Source organism: Enterobacter sp. kpr-6 (assembly GCF_900116015.1).
In the GTDB taxonomy this organism is placed as follows: Bacteria; Pseudomonadota; Gammaproteobacteria; order Enterobacterales; family Enterobacteriaceae; genus Enterobacter_D.
Genome location: NZ_FOYH01000004.1, coordinates 291,204 through 307,652 on the forward strand (window position 1 = coordinate 291,204; position 16,449 = coordinate 307,652).

The 16,449-nt window shown below is 53.9% G+C and carries 12 protein-coding genes; 6 read left to right on the forward strand and 6 right to left on the reverse strand.

Annotated elements, in window-relative coordinates:
- Positions 1-513 precede the first annotated feature (513 nt).
- From pdhR to lpdA, 4 genes are all read left to right on the forward strand, one after another.
- Positions 514-1,278, forward strand: a complete 765-nt coding sequence (pdhR, locus tag BM373_RS12980) for a pyruvate dehydrogenase complex transcriptional repressor PdhR (protein ID WP_090462040.1) — start codon at positions 514-516, stop codon at positions 1,276-1,278.
- A 119-nt stretch (positions 1,279-1,397) separates the two neighbouring features.
- Complete coding sequence (gene aceE / locus BM373_RS12985) at positions 1,398-4,061, forward strand: pyruvate dehydrogenase (acetyl-transferring), homodimeric type (protein WP_090462041.1); 2,664 nt, start codon at positions 1,398-1,400, stop codon at positions 4,059-4,061.
- Positions 4,062-4,075: 14 nt separating this feature from the next.
- Entirely contained in the window at positions 4,076-5,974 is a 1,899-nt protein-coding gene (gene aceF, locus BM373_RS12990; RefSeq protein ID WP_090462043.1) for a pyruvate dehydrogenase complex dihydrolipoyllysine-residue acetyltransferase, read from the forward strand.
- A 197-nt stretch (positions 5,975-6,171) separates the two neighbouring features.
- Positions 6,172-7,596: a dihydrolipoyl dehydrogenase gene (gene lpdA, locus BM373_RS12995; RefSeq protein ID WP_090462200.1), complete on the forward strand. Its 1,425-nt coding sequence runs from the start codon at positions 6,172-6,174 to the stop codon at positions 7,594-7,596.
- 50 nt (positions 7,597-7,646) lie between these two features.
- Here lpdA and BM373_RS13000 read toward each other — a convergent pair whose 3' ends face one another.
- A complete protein-coding gene (locus tag BM373_RS13000; protein ID WP_090462045.1) occupies positions 7,647-8,441 on the reverse strand; it encodes a DUF2950 family protein in 795 nt (264 codons plus the stop codon).
- Between the two features lie 12 nt (positions 8,442-8,453).
- Positions 8,454-10,013, reverse strand: coding sequence for a DUF3300 domain-containing protein (locus BM373_RS13005; RefSeq protein ID WP_090462047.1), 1,560 nt, complete (start codon positions 10,011-10,013; stop codon positions 8,454-8,456).
- Positions 10,014-10,402: 389 nt separating this feature from the next.
- On the opposite strand from BM373_RS13005, the gene acnB reads away from it, so the two are divergent.
- Positions 10,403-13,000 (forward strand): bifunctional aconitate hydratase 2/2-methylisocitrate dehydratase, encoded by a 2,598-nt coding sequence (gene acnB / locus BM373_RS13010; protein WP_090462049.1) that lies wholly within the window; start codon positions 10,403-10,405, stop codon positions 12,998-13,000.
- A 168-nt stretch (positions 13,001-13,168) separates the two neighbouring features.
- Here acnB and BM373_RS13015 read toward each other — a convergent pair whose 3' ends face one another.
- Positions 13,169-13,492 carry an excalibur calcium-binding domain-containing protein gene (locus tag BM373_RS13015; protein WP_090462051.1) on the reverse strand — a complete coding sequence of 108 codons (324 nt, stop codon included), beginning with the start codon at positions 13,490-13,492 and terminating at the stop codon, positions 13,169-13,171.
- Between the two features lie 351 nt (positions 13,493-13,843).
- Here BM373_RS13015 and yacL point away from each other — a divergent pair, with 351 nt between their 5' ends.
- On the forward strand, positions 13,844-14,206 hold the full coding sequence (gene yacL, locus BM373_RS13020) for a protein YacL (RefSeq protein ID WP_090462053.1): 363 nt from the start codon (positions 13,844-13,846) through the stop codon (positions 14,204-14,206).
- A 32-nt stretch (positions 14,207-14,238) separates the two neighbouring features.
- Here the strand turns inward: yacL and speD are convergent, their stop codons facing one another.
- From speD to BM373_RS13035, 3 genes are all read right to left on the reverse strand, one after another.
- Positions 14,239-15,033: an adenosylmethionine decarboxylase gene (speD, locus tag BM373_RS13025; RefSeq protein WP_090462054.1), complete on the reverse strand. Its 795-nt coding sequence runs from the start codon at positions 15,031-15,033 to the stop codon at positions 14,239-14,241.
- 20 nt (positions 15,034-15,053) lie between these two features.
- Positions 15,054-15,914 (reverse strand): polyamine aminopropyltransferase, encoded by an 861-nt coding sequence (gene speE, locus BM373_RS13030; protein ID WP_090462056.1) that lies wholly within the window; start codon positions 15,912-15,914, stop codon positions 15,054-15,056.
- A gap of 151 nt (positions 15,915-16,065) precedes the next feature.
- Positions 16,066-16,413 carry a YacC family pilotin-like protein gene (locus BM373_RS13035; protein ID WP_090462058.1) on the reverse strand — a complete coding sequence of 116 codons (348 nt, stop codon included), beginning with the start codon at positions 16,411-16,413 and terminating at the stop codon, positions 16,066-16,068.
- Positions 16,414-16,449 lie beyond the last annotated feature (36 nt).

Here is a 16,449-nt window from a genome sequence, read left to right on the forward strand (position 1 = left end):
TGTACGCTGTTGTGTGCGTGTACGGATGTAATTCCATTTATTGTATTTTTTTGTTTACGAAGGGACTTTCCGAAATATAGGGGTAAGCCTTTCGTAAGGCTCAGAATAGTGATAAGCGCAGGCGTTTGCACCTGCTTTGTGCGGGGGTAGTGACGAGTTGCATAAAAAGAAACCAGTTGTAACAGACAGTGATTTTACCCTCCTGAGGTAATTACGAATAATTAAGCTCAGTGAATGCCTGGTTATTCATTAATTTCCATACTGAATCGGTTCAATTTGCAATGCGTGCGTTTCAAATTGGTTAAATCCACCTCTAAGGTGGTAGCGGGTTCATTTGTGCAAAGTTACATTTCTGAAACGTTATTTCTGTAAGGTTGTTAAAATGTGCAGGGTTCCCTGATTTCAATCAAAACCTGTATGGACAGAAGGTGAATACTTTGTTACTTTAGCGTCAAGAACATGAAATTGGTAAGACCAATTTACTCCGGGCAAAATGGCTTAAGACAGGGAACAATGGCCTACAGCAAAATTCGCCAGCCGAAATTATCCGATGTGATTGAGCAGCAACTGGAGTTCTTGATCCTGGAGGGGACACTGCGCCCCGGTGAAAAACTTCCGCCGGAACGTGAACTGGCCAAACAGTTCGACGTTTCCCGTCCTTCGCTGCGCGAGGCGATCCAACGTCTCGAAGCCAAGGGCCTGCTGCTTCGTCGCCAGGGCGGCGGCACCTTTGTTCAAAACAGCCTGTGGCAGAGCTTCAGCGATCCGCTGGTTGAGCTTCTGTCCGATCACCCTGAATCCCAATTTGACCTCCTCGAAACGCGTCACGCGCTGGAAGGGATCGCTGCCTATTACGCCGCATTGCGCGGCACTGACGAAGATCGCGTGCGTATCCGCGAGCTGCATCAGGCGATCGAGCGCGCGCAGGAGTCCGGGGATCTTGATGCCGAATCCGATGCCGTCGTCCAGTATCAAATTGCCGTCACCGAAGCGGCACATAATGTGGTACTGCTCCATCTGCTACGCTGCATGGAGCCGATGATGGCCCAGAATGTTCGCCAGAATTTTGAATTGCTATACGCCCGTCGGGAGATGCTCCCACTGGTGAGCAACCATCGCCGCAGTATTTTTGAGGCGATAATTGCCCGGGAACCGGAGCAGGCGCGTGAAGCGTCGCACCGTCACCTGGCATTCATAGAGGAAATATTGCTGGATCGCAGCCGTGAGCAGAGCCGTCGTGAACGCTCAATGCGCCGCTTACAGCAACGAAAGGATTAAGCGCCATACTTTAGAGCGCGGCAACTAAACGCAGAACCTGTCTTATTGTGTTTTCTGCCGAAAATACAATGGGACAGGTTCCAGATTAATCAACGAACTAGATAGATAAGGAAAACCCCATGTCAGAACGTTTCCCAAATGACGTGGATCCGATCGAAACTCGCGACTGGCAACAGGCGATCGAATCGGTCATCCGTGAAGAAGGTGTTGAGCGCGCTCAGTATCTGATTGACCAGCTGCTGTCCCAGGCCCGCAAAGGCGGTGTTAATGTGGCGGCTGGCACAGAAGCTCGCAACTACGTGAACACTATTGCCGTTGAAGATGAGCCGGAATACCCTGGCAATCTGGAGCTGGAACGTCGTATTCGTTCTGCTATCCGCTGGAACGCCATCATGACCGTGCTGCGTGCGTCTAAAAAAGACCTCGAGCTGGGCGGCCACATGGCATCCTTCCAGTCTTCTGCGACTGTTTATGATGTCTGCTTTAACCACTTCTTCCGCGCGCGCAGCGAGAAAGATGGCGGCGATCTGGTGTACTTCCAGGGCCACATCTCTCCGGGCGTGTACGCACGTGCATTCCTGGAAGGTCGTCTGACTGAAGAGCAGATGAACAACTTCCGTCAGGAAGTCCATGGCAACGGCCTGTCTTCCTACCCGCACCCGAAACTGATGCCGGAATTCTGGCAGTTCCCGACCGTATCCATGGGTCTGGGCCCGATCGGTGCGATCTACCAGGCGAAGTTCCTGAAATATCTGGAACACCGTGGCCTGAAAGATACCTCCGCACAAACCGTTTACGCTTTCCTGGGCGACGGTGAGATGGATGAGCCGGAATCCAAAGGTGCGATCACCATCGCTACCCGTGAAAAACTGGATAACCTGGTCTTCATCATCAACTGTAACCTGCAGCGTCTGGATGGCCCGGTCACCGGTAACGGCAAAATCATCAACGAACTGGAAGGCATTTTCGAAGGTGCTGGCTGGAACGTGATCAAGGTGATGTGGGGCGGTCGTTGGGATGAGCTGCTGCGTAAAGATACCAGCGGTAAACTGATTCAGCTGATGAACGAAACCGTTGACGGCGACTATCAGACCTTCAAATCCAAAAACGGCGCATACGTTCGCGAACACTTCTTCGGTAAATACCCGGAAACCGCAGCCCTGGTTGCTGACTGGTCTGACGATGAGATCTGGTCTCTGAACCGTGGTGGTCACGATCCGAAGAAAGTTTATGCTGCACTGAAAAAAGCGCAGGAAACCAAAGGCAAAGCAACTGTCATCCTGGCCCACACCGTTAAAGGTTATGGCATGGGCGACTCCGCCGAAGGTAAAAACATCGCTCACCAGGTGAAGAAAATGAACATGGACGGCGTTCGCTACGTCCGCGATCGCTTCAGTGTGCCGGTGACCGATGAACAACTTGAAAAACTGCCGTACATCACCTTCCCGGAAGGGTCTGAAGAGCACACCTATCTGCACGCACAGCGTCAGAAGCTGAACGGCTACCTGCCGTCTCGTCAGCCGAAATTCTCTGAGAAGCTGGAACTGCCGGTGCTGGAAGACTTCAGCCAGCTGCTGGATGAGCAGAACAAAGAGATCTCCACCACTATCGCTTTCGTTCGTGCCCTGAACGTGATGCTGAAAAACCAGTCGATCAAAGACCGCCTGGTGCCGATCATCGCCGACGAAGCGCGTACTTTTGGTATGGAAGGTCTGTTCCGTCAGATCGGTATTTACAGCCCGAACGGTCAGCAGTACACCCCGCAGGACCGCGAGCAGGTTGCATACTACAAAGAAGACGAGAAAGGTCAGATTCTGCAGGAAGGTATCAACGAGCTGGGCGCAGGTTCTTCCTGGCTGGCGGCGGCGACCTCCTACAGCACCAACGATCTGCCGATGATCCCGTTCTACATCTACTACTCCATGTTCGGTTTCCAGCGTATCGGCGACCTGTGCTGGGCAGCAGGTGACCAACAGGCGCGTGGCTTCCTGATCGGTGGTACTTCTGGTCGTACAACGCTGAACGGCGAAGGTCTGCAGCACGAAGATGGTCACAGCCACATTCAGTCGCTGACTATCCCGAACTGTATCTCTTACGATCCGGCTTACGCTTATGAAGTGGCAGTGATCATGCACGACGGCCTGCACCGTATGTACGGTGAAGCGCAGGAAAACGTGTACTACTACATCACTACGCTGAACGAAAACTACCACATGCCGGCAATGCCGAAAGGTGCTGAGGAAGGTATCCGTAAAGGTATCTACAAACTCGAAACCGTTGAAGGCGCGAAAGGTAAAGTGCAGCTGCTGGGCTCCGGTTCTATCCTGCGTCACGTACGTGAAGCAGCACAGATCCTGGCGAAAGACTACGGAATCGGCTCTGACGTGTTCAGCGTGACTTCCTTCACTGAACTGGCGCGTGATGGCCAGGATTGTGAGCGCTGGAACATGCTGCACCCGACCGACGAACCGCGTGTACCGTACGTGGCTCAGATCCTGAGCGATGCACCGGCAGTGGCATCTACTGACTATATGAAACTGTTCGCTGAGCAGATCCGTAACTTCATCCCGGCAAGCGATTACCGCGTACTGGGTACTGATGGCTTCGGTCGCTCTGACAGCCGTGAAAACCTGCGTCACCACTTCGAAGTTGACTCTTCTTATGTGGTTGTTGCAGCACTGGGCGAACTGGCTAAACGTGGCGAAATCGACAAGAAAGTAGTGGCTGATGCCATTACCAAATTCAACATCGATGCAGATAAAGTCAACCCGCGTCTGGCATAAGAGGTAAAAGAAGAATGGCTATCGAAATCAATGTACCGGACATCGGGTCTGATGAAGTTGAAATCACCGAGATCCTGGTCAAAGTAGGCGACAAAGTTGAAGCAGAACAGTCGCTGATCACCGTAGAAGGCGACAAAGCCTCTATGGAAGTTCCGTCTCCACAGGCTGGCGTTGTTAAAGAGATCAAAGTCTCTGTTGGCGACAAAACCGAGACGGGCAAATTGATCATGATTTTCGATTCCGCCGACGGTGCAGCTGACGCTGCACCTGCCAAGGCAGAAGAGAAAAAAGAAGCCGCGCCGGCCGCAGCACCTGCGGCGGCGGCAGCCAAAGAAGTTAACGTGCCTGACATCGGTGGTGACGAAGTTGAAGTCACTGAGATCCTGGTCAAAGTGGGCGACACCGTTGCCGCTGAGCAGTCTCTGATCACCGTTGAAGGCGACAAAGCCTCCATGGAAGTGCCGGCACCGTTCGCGGGCACTGTGAAAGAAATCAAGATCAACACCGGCGACAAAGTCTCTACCGGTTCTCTGATCATGATCTTCGAAGTTGCCGGTGCAGCACCAGCAGCAGGCGAGGCGAAACCGCAGGTTAAAGAAGAAGCGGCTTCCGCTCCGGCTGCGGCTGCGGGCGCGAAAGACGTTAACGTTCCGGATATCGGCGGCGACGAAGTTGAAGTCACCGAAGTGATGGTGAAAGTGGGCGATAAAGTTGCCGCTGAACAGTCACTGATCACCGTTGAAGGCGACAAAGCGTCCATGGAAGTTCCGGCACCGTTTGCGGGCACCGTGAAAGAAATCAAGATCAGCACCGGTGACAAAGTCTCTACCGGCTCTCTGATCATGGTCTTCGAAGTGGAAGGCGCGGCTCCGGCAGCGGCTCCTGCGGCGAAACAGGAAGCAGCACCGGCACCAGCAGCGAAAGCTGAGAAACCGGCTGCGGCACCGGCGGCGAAAGCCGAAGGCAAATCTGAATTCGCTGAAAACGACGCTTACGTTCACGCGACTCCGCTGATCCGCCGTCTGGCGCGCGAATTCGGCGTAAACCTGGCGAAAGTGAAAGGCACCGGTCGTAAAGGCCGTATCCTGCGCGAAGACGTTCAGGCTTACGTGAAAGACGCGGTGAAACGCGCTGAAGCGGCACCTGCGGCTGCTACCGGCGGCGGCATCCCGGGCATGCTGCCATGGCCGAAAGTGGACTTCAGCAAGTTTGGTGAAGTGGAAGAAGTGGAACTGGGCCGTATCCAGAAAATCTCTGGTGCGAACCTGAGCCGTAACTGGGTGATGATCCCGCACGTTACGCACTTCGACAAAACCGATATCACCGATCTGGAAGCGTTCCGTAAACAGCAGAACGCCGAAGCTGAGAAGCGCAAACTGGACGTGAAATTCACCCCGGTTGTCTTCATCATGAAAGCCGTTGCCGCTGCGCTTGAGCAGATGCCACGCTTCAACAGCTCGCTGTCTGAAGATGCACAGCGTCTGACGCTGAAGAAATACATCAACATCGGTGTTGCGGTTGATACGCCGAATGGTCTGGTTGTTCCGGTCTTCAAAGACGTGAACAAGAAGAGCATTACTGAGCTGTCCCGTGAACTGACCGTGATCTCCAAGAAAGCGCGTGACGGTAAGCTGACCGCTGGCGAAATGCAGGGCGGTTGCTTCACCATCTCCAGTATCGGCGGCCTGGGTACCACCCACTTCGCGCCGATTGTTAACGCGCCAGAAGTGGCGATCCTCGGGGTCTCCAAGTCTGCGATGGAGCCGGTGTGGAATGGTAAAGAGTTCGTTCCGCGTCTGATGATGCCGATCTCTCTCTCCTTCGACCACCGTGTGATCGACGGTGCTGATGGTGCGCGTTTCATTACCATCATCAATAACATGCTGTCTGACATTCGCCGTCTGGTGATGTAAATCAGAAAGCCGGCCTGACGGTCGGCTTTTTTCTGGTAATCTCATTCTGTTGTTGAGGTTATTGGGGCTAAGGACAACTCGTTTGCCGTTTGTTGTTTCAAAATTGTTAACAATTTTGTACTATGCGGGCGGATAGAACGTCCCGGCGAAGAAGGGCGATAAGTCCCTGGACTGCCGGAAATCAATAAGAGGTCATGATGAGTACTGAAATCAAAACTCAGGTCGTGGTACTTGGGGCAGGCCCGGCAGGTTACTCTGCGGCCTTCCGTTGCGCTGATTTAGGTCTGGAAACCGTCATTGTTGAACGTTACAACACCCTGGGCGGTGTTTGTCTGAACGTCGGCTGTATCCCTTCTAAAGCGCTGCTGCACGTAGCAAAAGTTATCGAAGAAGCCAAAGCGCTGGCCGAACACGGTATTGTTTTTGGCGAGCCGAAAACCGATATCGACAAGATTCGTACCTGGAAAGAGAAAGTTATCACCCAACTGACCGGCGGTCTGGCTGGTATGGCCAAAGGCCGTAAAGTGAAAGTGGTAAACGGTCTGGGTAAATTCACCGGGGCGAACACCCTGGAAGTGGAAGGTGAGAACGGCAAAACCGTAATCAACTTCGACAACGCGATCATCGCGGCGGGTTCCCGTCCGATCGAACTGCCGTTCATTCCGCATGAAGATCCGCGCGTGTGGGATTCCACCGATGCGCTGGAACTGAAAGAAGTACCGAAACGCCTGCTGGTTATGGGTGGCGGTATCATCGGTCTGGAAATGGCGACCGTGTATCACGCGCTGGGTTCAGAGATCGACGTGGTTGAAATGTTCGACCAGGTGATCCCGGCTGCTGACAAAGACATCGTTAAAGTCTTCACCAAACGCATCAGCAAGAAATTCAACCTGATGCTGGAAACCAAAGTAACTGCCGTTGAAGCAAAAGAAGACGGTATTTACGTTTCCATGGAAGGCAAAAAAGCCCCTGGCGAAGCGCAGCGTTATGATGCCGTGCTGGTCGCTATCGGTCGTGTACCGAACGGTAAAAACCTCGACGCGGGCCAGGCTGGCGTGGAAGTGGACGACCGTGGCTTTATCCGCGTTGACAAACAACTGCGCACCAACGTGCCGCACATCTTTGCTATCGGCGATATCGTCGGTCAGCCGATGCTGGCGCACAAAGGTGTTCACGAAGGTCACGTTGCCGCTGAAGTTATCGCGGGCATGAAGCACTACTTCGATCCGAAAGTGATCCCGTCCATCGCTTACACCGAGCCAGAAGTTGCCTGGGTAGGCCTGACCGAGAAAGAAGCGAAAGAGAAAGGCATCAGCTACGAAACCGCCACCTTCCCGTGGGCTGCTTCTGGCCGTGCTATCGCTTCCGATTGCGCAGACGGTATGACCAAACTGATTTTCGACAAAGAATCTCACCGTGTTATCGGTGGTGCGATTGTCGGTACCAACGGCGGCGAGCTGCTGGGTGAAATCGGTCTGGCGATCGAAATGGGTTGTGACGCAGAAGATCTGGCGCTTACTATCCACGCGCACCCGACCCTGCACGAATCCGTGGGTCTGGCCGCTGAAGTGTTCGAAGGTAGCATCACCGACCTGCCGAACCCGAAAGCGAAGAAAAAGTAATTTTTCTGCGATAAGAAAAAGCGGCTGAGAAGCCGCTTTTTTTATGCCCGCTATTCCGCCACCGCCTGCCACGGTGCGCTCTGGCTAAACTGGCTGATCTTTGCCGCTTCGCGTTCTGTCTCCTGACCTAAATCCGTCTGATACACCCGGTCATCCTGACTGACCATAAAGCTCATCACGCCGGTTTCACCGTATTCCACAGGCCAGGCCAACAGAGCAAAGCCGTTTTCCGCATCGCTTTTTATGATACGGAAATGGTAGCCATGATACCCGGCATTAGGCTCGCGGGGGCTGAAGGCGGGGCCGAGCGGGCTTGGCGTTTCGCCGGGCTGAATGGGCCAGTAGAGTCCGTCCTGCTGGCCTTCGCTACTTATCAGCTTGCTGGCAAAAAAACCTTTAAGGTGCCGGTAGTCTGCCTGAGCATCCACATAGGCATGCATCGCTTCGATTGCCGACAGTTCGTTGCGCCCGATATTACGCGTCAGGATCTCCTCGCGCGCGGCAGGCATATAAAAGCGCCAGCCATCCGCTTCTTTGACGATTGGAACAGGGAGTTGCCACTCCGCCTGACCGACATTCAGATGGGCGATGTTTTGCTCCTGAATAATCCGGTGGCTCACCTGCCAGTCGCGGTTAAAACGGGCGATGGCTTCGGTATCTGCACCCTCAGCGGGCAGATACTGCCGCCAGTTTTCACCGAGCAGGGCGGTCATTTGCGTTTCGTTGTGATGAGCGAGCGCGGCTGCAAATGCCGTTGCCGCCTCATCCGGTGTGTTGAATTTTTCCTGCGCGAGGCCGGTAAAAGGCAAAGCCAGCAACAGGATGCCTGACACTATTTTCTTCATCATCTGCTCCCGTTAATGGCGGCGAAGTTCACGGCCTTCAGCACGTGAATGGCGTTCAGCATGTCTTTCTCTGATCTGCGACGCGCTATGTCTGCTCTGCTGGCCGCGCTGTTGCTGGGCCTGCCAGGATGGAGAGCGGCTGTCATTGCCGCTAAGCACATTGCCACGCCGCGACGAAATGCCGGACTCGCGGCGTTGCTGAATAGCCTCACGCCGCTGCTGTTGCTTTTCGGGCGTGACATTAGCGCGGCGCTGCTGGATTGCCTCACGCCGCTGTTGTTGCTTTTCGGGAGTGACATCAGCGCGACGCTGCTGAATTGCCTCGCGCGCTGCCGTGCGCCGTGCGGTTGAACGCGTGTCGTCATAGCCCCGGTAATTATTGCGCTGCGCGATGCGGTTAAGCTGTTGTGAGGCGGCGGTACGCTGTGCATCACGCGAAGCGGTAACTCCGTGCTCCTGCAAGCGGGCTAACGCGGCCTGGCGCTGACTGTCGCGATTAACCGTGGCGCTTAATCCACCGGGCACATCGGTCGGGTGGAGGCGCTGACCAACAGCATTCCCCCGGTAAGGCAACCCATTGCGATAAGTCGGATCATGCCGCCAGGTGATGTTTTTCTCTCTCAGGTGCTGCCCGGAAATGCGATTGAAATTATTCACATCAATATTGATGTTGTCGCCATTGTGCGAGTAGCCGCCCCGGTTCCAGTCGTCATCATGGTGATGGTAATCGTCGTCGTCCCAGTCGATATGGCTGAACAGCGCGTAGGTGGTGGCAACGCCAAGACTATAGCCAAAGCCCTTCACAAAGCTGCTGGTAAATTGCTGCCCTGGCGGTGGCGGCAGGTAGACGGGCGGATAGGCCGTGTTCGGCCAGGTGCCGTATACTGTCGCCGGATTGTAGCTTGGCACATACACCACCTGCGGATCGGCAGGCTCGATTTTGATGACCGTGCTGGACGGCGCGGGTGCACCGCTGCTCTGCACCACGGTGGTGGTTGATGAGGCGTTGGCTTTCTTCGCTACGCTGGTGACTTTTTGCTGCGGCGTGGATTTTAACGCCCCCGTTTGTTCAGCCAGGGTACGCAGGCGCTGCACGGCGTCCATCACATCCTGCGGCTGCGCCAGAAACGCATCCCCCAGATTCTGCACCCACGGCGGATTCTCACCCATTAAAGCCAGCAGTTGCGGGAAGGCCACCAGCGATTTGACGCTCGCATCCCACGGCTGGCTGGTGACGGCCTGGATTGCCGCATCGCCTTGCAGGGTAGGGTTATCACGCGACCATTGAACGGCCTGGACCACATTCGCCGGGTAGGTGGAGGCCATCAGCACCTGTGAAAGTAACGCATCCGGGTAGAGGGCGATGGGGGCAACCCACTGATCGATCTGCGCGGCACTAAAGGCGGGTTTCACTTCAGGCGTTACGGGAGCGGGCGGGGGAGTCTGCGCGGCAGGTTCCACAGCCACCGGCGTTTGCGGGGTGCGGCTTTTAACGTACAGCACGCCTGAGGCCGCGAATAATCCGGCGCTGCACAGCAGGACCAGTAACGCGGGTTTGAAAGGCAGAGTCATTTTCGTAATCCCGATTGATTAACTCATCGTCATGGCTGACGCGTTCGCTGCCAGCGGACAGCAATGCCGCGTGAGTATAAGGAGACGATAGTTTAATTTTTGACTAATCTTGGGATCGGTTACGCAGAGTGATAATTAGATGGGCCAATAATGTCACTAAATATTGCAGCGATAAATCGCCCTGAACGCAGGCTGAATGTCGTATTACACCATCCTTAACGATTCAGCTAATATTTTATGTTGCTTTTTTGTAAACAGATTAACACCCCCCAGAAATCCTGCTATGCTGCCCGTCGCGGTACCGGGCTTTTACCCTACAAACTGCTGTCTCACAGGAGCGTGAAGAAACTGCCTGCCGCACTATGATAATGAGAGCGAGGAGAACCGTCGTGCTAGAAGAATACCGTAAGCATCAGGCTTCGCGTGCCGCTGAAGGGATTGCACCAAAACCCTTAGATGCTACCCAAATGGCCGGGCTGGTTGAGCTGCTGAAGTCCCCGCCACTGGGCGAAGAAGAATTCCTGTTAGATCTGTTAATTAATCGTGTTCCGCCTGGTGTTGACGAAGCCGCGTATGTTAAAGCCGGTTTCCTGGCAGCCGTTGCCAAAGGCGAAACAACCTCCCCCCTGGTCACGCCAGAAAAAGCCATCGAACTCCTGGGTACTATGCAGGGTGGTTACAACATCCATCCGCTGATTGACGCGCTGGATAACGAAAAGCTGGCTCCGATTGCCGCCAAAGCGCTCTCTCATACCCTGCTGATGTTCGACAACTTCTACGACGTGGAAGAGAAAGCGAAAGCGGGCAATACCTACGCTAAACAGGTCATGCAATCCTGGGCGGACGCCGAATGGTTCCTTAGCCGTCCTTCGCTTGCTGAAAAAATTACCGTGACCGTGTTCAAGGTGACCGGTGAAACCAACACCGATGACCTGTCTCCGGCCCCGGATGCCTGGTCGCGCCCGGATATCCCGCTGCACGCGCTGGCCATGCTGAAAAACGCCCGTGAAGGCATTGAGCCGGATCAGCCGGGTGCCGTTGGCCCGATCAAGCAGATCGAAGAGCTGAACAAAAAAGGCTTCCCGCTGGCCTACGTCGGTGACGTTGTCGGCACCGGTTCGTCGCGTAAATCCGCAACCAACTCAGTGCTGTGGTTTATGGGCGACGACATTCCGCATGTGCCGAACAAACGCGGCGGCGGTCTGGTGCTCGGCGGCAAAATCGCGCCAATCTTCTTTAACACCATGGAAGATGCCGGTGCGCTGCCGATCGAAGTGGACGTAAACAGCCTGAACATGGGCGACGTGATTGACGTTTATCCGTTTAAAGGCGAAGTGCGTAACCACGAAACGGGCGAACTGCTGGCGAACTTTGAACTGAAAACCGACGTGCTGATCGACGAAGTGCGCGCCGGTGGCCGTATTCCGCTGATCATCGGTCGTGGCCTGACCACGAAAGCGCGTGAAGCGCTGGGTCTGCCGCACTCTGACGTGTTCCGTCAGGCGAAAGACGTGGCGGAAAGCAGCCGTGGCTACTCACTGGCGCAGAAAATGGTCGGTCGCGCCTGCGGCGTGGCGGGGATTCGTCCGGGCGCGTACTGCGAGCCGAAGATGACCTCCGTGGGTTCTCAGGACACCACCGGGCCGATGACCCGTGATGAGCTGAAAGACCTGGCGTGCCTGGGTTTCTCTGCCGATCTGGTGATGCAGTCCTTCTGCCACACGGCCGCTTATCCGAAGCCGGTCGACGTGACCACTCACCACACGCTGCCGGACTTCATCATGAACCGTGGCGGCGTGTCACTGCGTCCGGGCGATGGCGTGATCCACTCCTGGCTGAACCGTATGCTTCTGCCGGATACCGTGGGCACCGGTGGTGACTCCCACACCCGCTTCCCGATTGGGATCTCCTTCCCGGCAGGGTCTGGTCTGGTGGCCTTTGCTGCCGCGACCGGCGTAATGCCGCTGGATATGCCGGAATCGGTGCTGGTGCGCTTTAAAGGCAAAATGCAGCCGGGCATCACCCTGCGCGATCTGGTGCATGCGATCCCGCTGTACGCGATCCGTCAGGGCCTGTTAACCGTAGAGAAGAAAGGCAAGAAAAACGTCTTCTCTGGCCGCATTCTGGAGATCGAAGGTCTGCCGGATCTGAAAGTCGAGCAGGCGTTTGAACTGACTGACGCCTCGGCAGAACGTTCTGCGGCGGGCTGTACCATCAAGCTCGATCGCGCGCCGATTGAAGAATATCTGACCTCTAACATCGTGCTGCTGAAGTGGATGATTGCAGAAGGTTACGGCGATCGTCGTACCCTGGAGCGTCGTGTGCAGGGCATGGAAAAATGGCTGGCGGATCCGCAGTTGCTGGAAGCCGATGCTGACGCAGAATATGCGGCGGTGATCGACATCGATCTGGCGGATATCAAAGAGCCGATTCTGTGCGCGCCGAACGATCCTGACGATGCGCGTCTGCTTTCCGACGTGGCGGGCGAGAAGATCGACGAAGTGTTTATCGGCTCGTGCATGACCAACATCGGTCACTTCCGTGCTGCCGGTAAGCTGCTGGACAGCCACAAAGGTCAACTGCCAACCCGTCTGTGGGTCGCGCCGCCAACCCGTATGGATGCCGCGCAGCTCACCGAAGAGGGCTACTACAGCGTATTCGGTAAGAGCGGTGCGCGCGTAGAAATCCCGGGCTGCTCGCTGTGCATGGGTAACCAGGCCCGCGTGGCAGATGGCGCAACAGTGGTATCGACCTCAACGCGTAACTTCCCGAACCGTCTGGGTACGGGAGCGAACGTGTTCCTGGCTTCTGCGGAACTGGCAGCGGTCGCCTCCCTGCTCGGCAAACTGCCGACGCCGGATGAGTATCAGACCTTTATGGCGCAGGTAGATAAGACGGCGGTGGATACCTATCGCTATCTGAACTTCGACAAACTGGGTCAGTACACTGAGAAAGCCGACGGCGTGATTTTCCAGACGGCGGTGTAAGTTCCCCCTCACCCTAACCCTCTCCCCATGGGAGAGGGGACGGATCGAGCGCGAACTTGCTTTTCCCCTCTCCCTCAGGGACAGATCGAGCGCGGACTTGCCTTTCTCCCTCTCCCTCAGGGAGAGGGTCGGGGTGAGGGTGAAAACCTCCTTCAGCAAGCCAAACCATTAATTAATGGTTTCATTAATATCGCCTGGCAACGTGTTTTCCCTTGCAGCAAAAAGCTGATTGAATTTATTATTTTTCTTTTCAAAAATCGATGGCGCTGAATTATATGAGGTAGCGTTGTTATGCCCACACCATTGGTTTTCACAAGGAATACCGTCTTGATCGCCATCCATTTTCGGATTGGGACAGTTTTCCAAAACCCATGTTGCTTCTTCACAGGAGTTCATTTGAGTGCAGTACTGCCGTCCATCACATTGATAAGCATAGGAATAAGAACTAAAAGCTGTTAGCAAAAGTACCGTTAATTTAATCGTTGATTTCATTTTTACGCATCCTTGAGAAAAAGAAAATTTAATTGCTCACCCTCATTGAGCACGCCAAGAATAAGGGATTTTATTATTTTTGTTAAATGTATAATATGTATGGTTTAGTGGTATAAATAATTCCCATGAATTATTTTAAGCGGTAATTTTATATTAACCCTGCGATAAATGATTTTATTAATATAAAATCATGACCCCTCTTTAGTTGAATTAACAGGCTTAATTTTTAAGCGCTCACCACCTAACGCACACGACCCTTCCAGGCTTTTTTTACTCTCTGATACTCGCTACGCTGTTATTCTTCCCCACTGCTGCGATAATTACAGCAATGCTGGATCAGAGGAAAACATCATGGATTACGAATTTTTGCGCGACATTACCGGAGGGGTAAAGGTGCGTATGTCGATGGGCCACGAAGTGGTCGGTCACTGGTTTAATGAAGAGGTTAAAGATAACCTGGCGCTGCTGGATGAAGTCGAGCAGGCCGCGCGGACGGTGAAAGGCAGTGAGCGCCAGTGGCAGCGTATCGGGCATGAATACACGCTGTGGATGGATGGCGAAGAGGTGATTGTGCGCGCCAACCAGCTGGAGTTTTCCGGCGATGAAATGGAAGAGGGTATGAACTATTACGATGAAGAAAGCCTGTCGCTGTGCGGCGTAGAGGATTTTCTTCAGGTGGTGGCAGCCTACCGCGATTTTATCAAACAGAAATAATGATTACGGAGCATCCCTGCTCCGTTTTTGCCTTACACGGCTGGAATATTGCGGCCGTAATAAATCTCGCGCATCTCTTTCCACAGCGCTTCGGTGATCACTTTACGCTCGGCGGCGCTCAGATCTTCCGGTTTGGTGTGGAACATGTAGTGCTTCAAATCGAACTCTTTCAGTAACATCTTGGTATGGAAGATGTTTTCCTGATAAACGTTCACATCCAGCATGTCATACAGCGCCTTCATGTCATCGGACAAAAAGTTCTGAATAGAGTTAATTTCATGGTCGATAAAGTGTTTTTTACCGGAAACGTCGCGGGTAAAGCCGCGCACGCGGTAATCGACGGTCACGATGTCGGACTCAAGCTGGTGGATTAAATAATTCAGCGCTTTCAGCGGTGAAATCACGCCGCACGTGGAGACTTCGATGTCGGCGCGGAAGGTGCATAACCCGCCTTCCGGGTGGCTTTCCGGGTAGGTGTGTACGCAGATGTGGCTTTTATCAAGGTGCGCGACCACGGTTTCCGGCAGCGGGCCTGGGTGTTCGGTATTGTCGATCAGGTGCGGCTCGACGGGTTCTTCACTCACCAGAATGGTGACGCTGGCACCCTGCGGTTCATAATCCTGGCGGGCAATGTTCAGGATATTGGCCCCGATAATGGAGCAGGTTTCTGACAGAATTTCAGTCAGGCGATTGGCGTTATAGAGTTCGTCGATATAGGCGATATAACCATCGCGCTCTTCTGCTGTGTTGGCATAACAGATATCGTAAATACAAAAACTCAGGCTTTTGGTCAGGTTGTTAAAGCCATGTAGTTTAAGCTTTTTCAATTTTTATCACCCCCTTAGAATCACTGCGCTGACAGTGCGTCTTGCAAATATTGTGGTAACGCGAACGCCGCCGTGTGCACCGCCGGATTGTAATAACGGCAGGTTAAATTAGCGTGATGGAAACGCGCCTGGATGATCCCGGTTGAGAGATGACGCAATGCGTCGTTATCGGTCGCCCAGGCGAAAGTCATAATGCCGCCGTAATAGGTCGGCACAGCGGCCTGGTAAAAACTCACATCGCCAAAATACTGGCTGAGTTTGCGGTGGCTGCCTACGGCTTCATCCTGCTGCAAAAAGCTGACGCCGTTTTGCGCGACGAAAATCCCGCCTTCGTTCAGACAACGTTTGCACCCTTCATAGAAGGCCGATGTGAACAGACTCTCGCCCGGTCCCACCGGATCGGTGCAGTCAGAGATGATCACATCGAAGGTTTGCGTGGTCTGGTTAACAAAGTTCACGCCATCGTCAATTACCAGATTGAAGCGCGGATCGTCATAGGCACCGGCATTGTGGTTCGGCAGATACTGACGGCAGAACGAAACGACACCGGCATCGATTTCCACCATGGTGATGGTTTCAATATTTTTGTGGCGGCTCACTTCGCGCAGCATTGCGCCATCGCCACCGCCGATAATCAGCACGTGCTTCGCGTGGCCGTGCGCCAGCAACGGCACGTGGGTCATCATTTCGTGATAAATAAACTCATCGCGCTCGGTGGTTTGCACCACGCCATCCAGCGCCATTACGCGACCAAAGGCGGCGTTTTCAAAAATGATGAGATCTTGATGATCGGTTTTTTCATGGTACAGCACATTATCAACGGCAAAGTACTGACCAAACTGGTCATGCAGCGTTTCGTGCCACATTTTGTTATCGGTCATTGCTTCCTCCTGCGTTAACACCCCTCTAAAACGGGCGTAACATCATAGCTAACTATAGCGGGGGTTGCACGGAGAGATAGCCCCTCACCCCGGCCCTCTCCCAAAGGGAGAGGGGGAAGGGCAAGGGCAGGTGTCAGGAGTAGGGGAGGGGTTACTTAACGTAAGCCAGCAGACTCAACGAATCACGCGCCAGCGCTTTGCACTTCTTATCCGTTGAAATGCCAATGCCGCTTAAATCGCGGTAGCTGTCTTCACCGAGCGATTTCATATCGAAGCTGTCGTAATTGCTGAGATCCCACTGATTTTGCTGGGCGAAAAACACCAGCGCGCGACGAATCTGGCCGTTAGGCAGGTTCTGGTAGCCGCAGTCGTTTTTCAAAAATACAAACACCGCCGTCAGATCGGCCATGTCTTCTGCCTCAGATTCACTGAGCGCATAACTATTAACGGAAACAGCCATCAGGCTGGCGAACATAACTGTTCTGAAAAACGTCTTCATTCTTTCTACCAAAACATCGCGGAAATTTAACGTTAG

Bases quoted from the DNA above. Each gene is read 5' to 3' on its own strand.
- pdhR (WP_090462040.1), top strand. From the start codon at position 514: ATGGCCTACAGCAAAATTCGCCAGCCGAAATTATCCGATGTGATTGAG.
- BM373_RS13015 (WP_090462051.1), bottom strand. From the start codon at position 13,492: ATGAAATCAACGATTAAATTAACGGTACTTTTGCTAACAGCTTTTAGT.
- aceE (WP_090462041.1), top strand. From the start codon at position 1,398: ATGTCAGAACGTTTCCCAAATGACGTGGATCCGATCGAAACTCGCGAC.
- BM373_RS13005 (WP_090462047.1), bottom strand. From the start codon at position 10,013: ATGACTCTGCCTTTCAAACCCGCGTTACTGGTCCTGCTGTGCAGCGCC.
- lpdA (WP_090462200.1), top strand. From the start codon at position 6,172: ATGAGTACTGAAATCAAAACTCAGGTCGTGGTACTTGGGGCAGGCCCG.
- BM373_RS13000 (WP_090462045.1), bottom strand. From the start codon at position 8,441: ATGAAGAAAATAGTGTCAGGCATCCTGTTGCTGGCTTTGCCTTTTACC.
- speE (WP_090462056.1), bottom strand. From the start codon at position 15,914: ATGACCGATAACAAAATGTGGCACGAAACGCTGCATGACCAGTTTGGT.
- yacL (WP_090462053.1), top strand. From the start codon at position 13,844: ATGGATTACGAATTTTTGCGCGACATTACCGGAGGGGTAAAGGTGCGT.
- BM373_RS13035 (WP_090462058.1), bottom strand. From the start codon at position 16,413: ATGAAGACGTTTTTCAGAACAGTTATGTTCGCCAGCCTGATGGCTGTT.
- aceF (WP_090462043.1), top strand. From the start codon at position 4,076: ATGGCTATCGAAATCAATGTACCGGACATCGGGTCTGATGAAGTTGAA.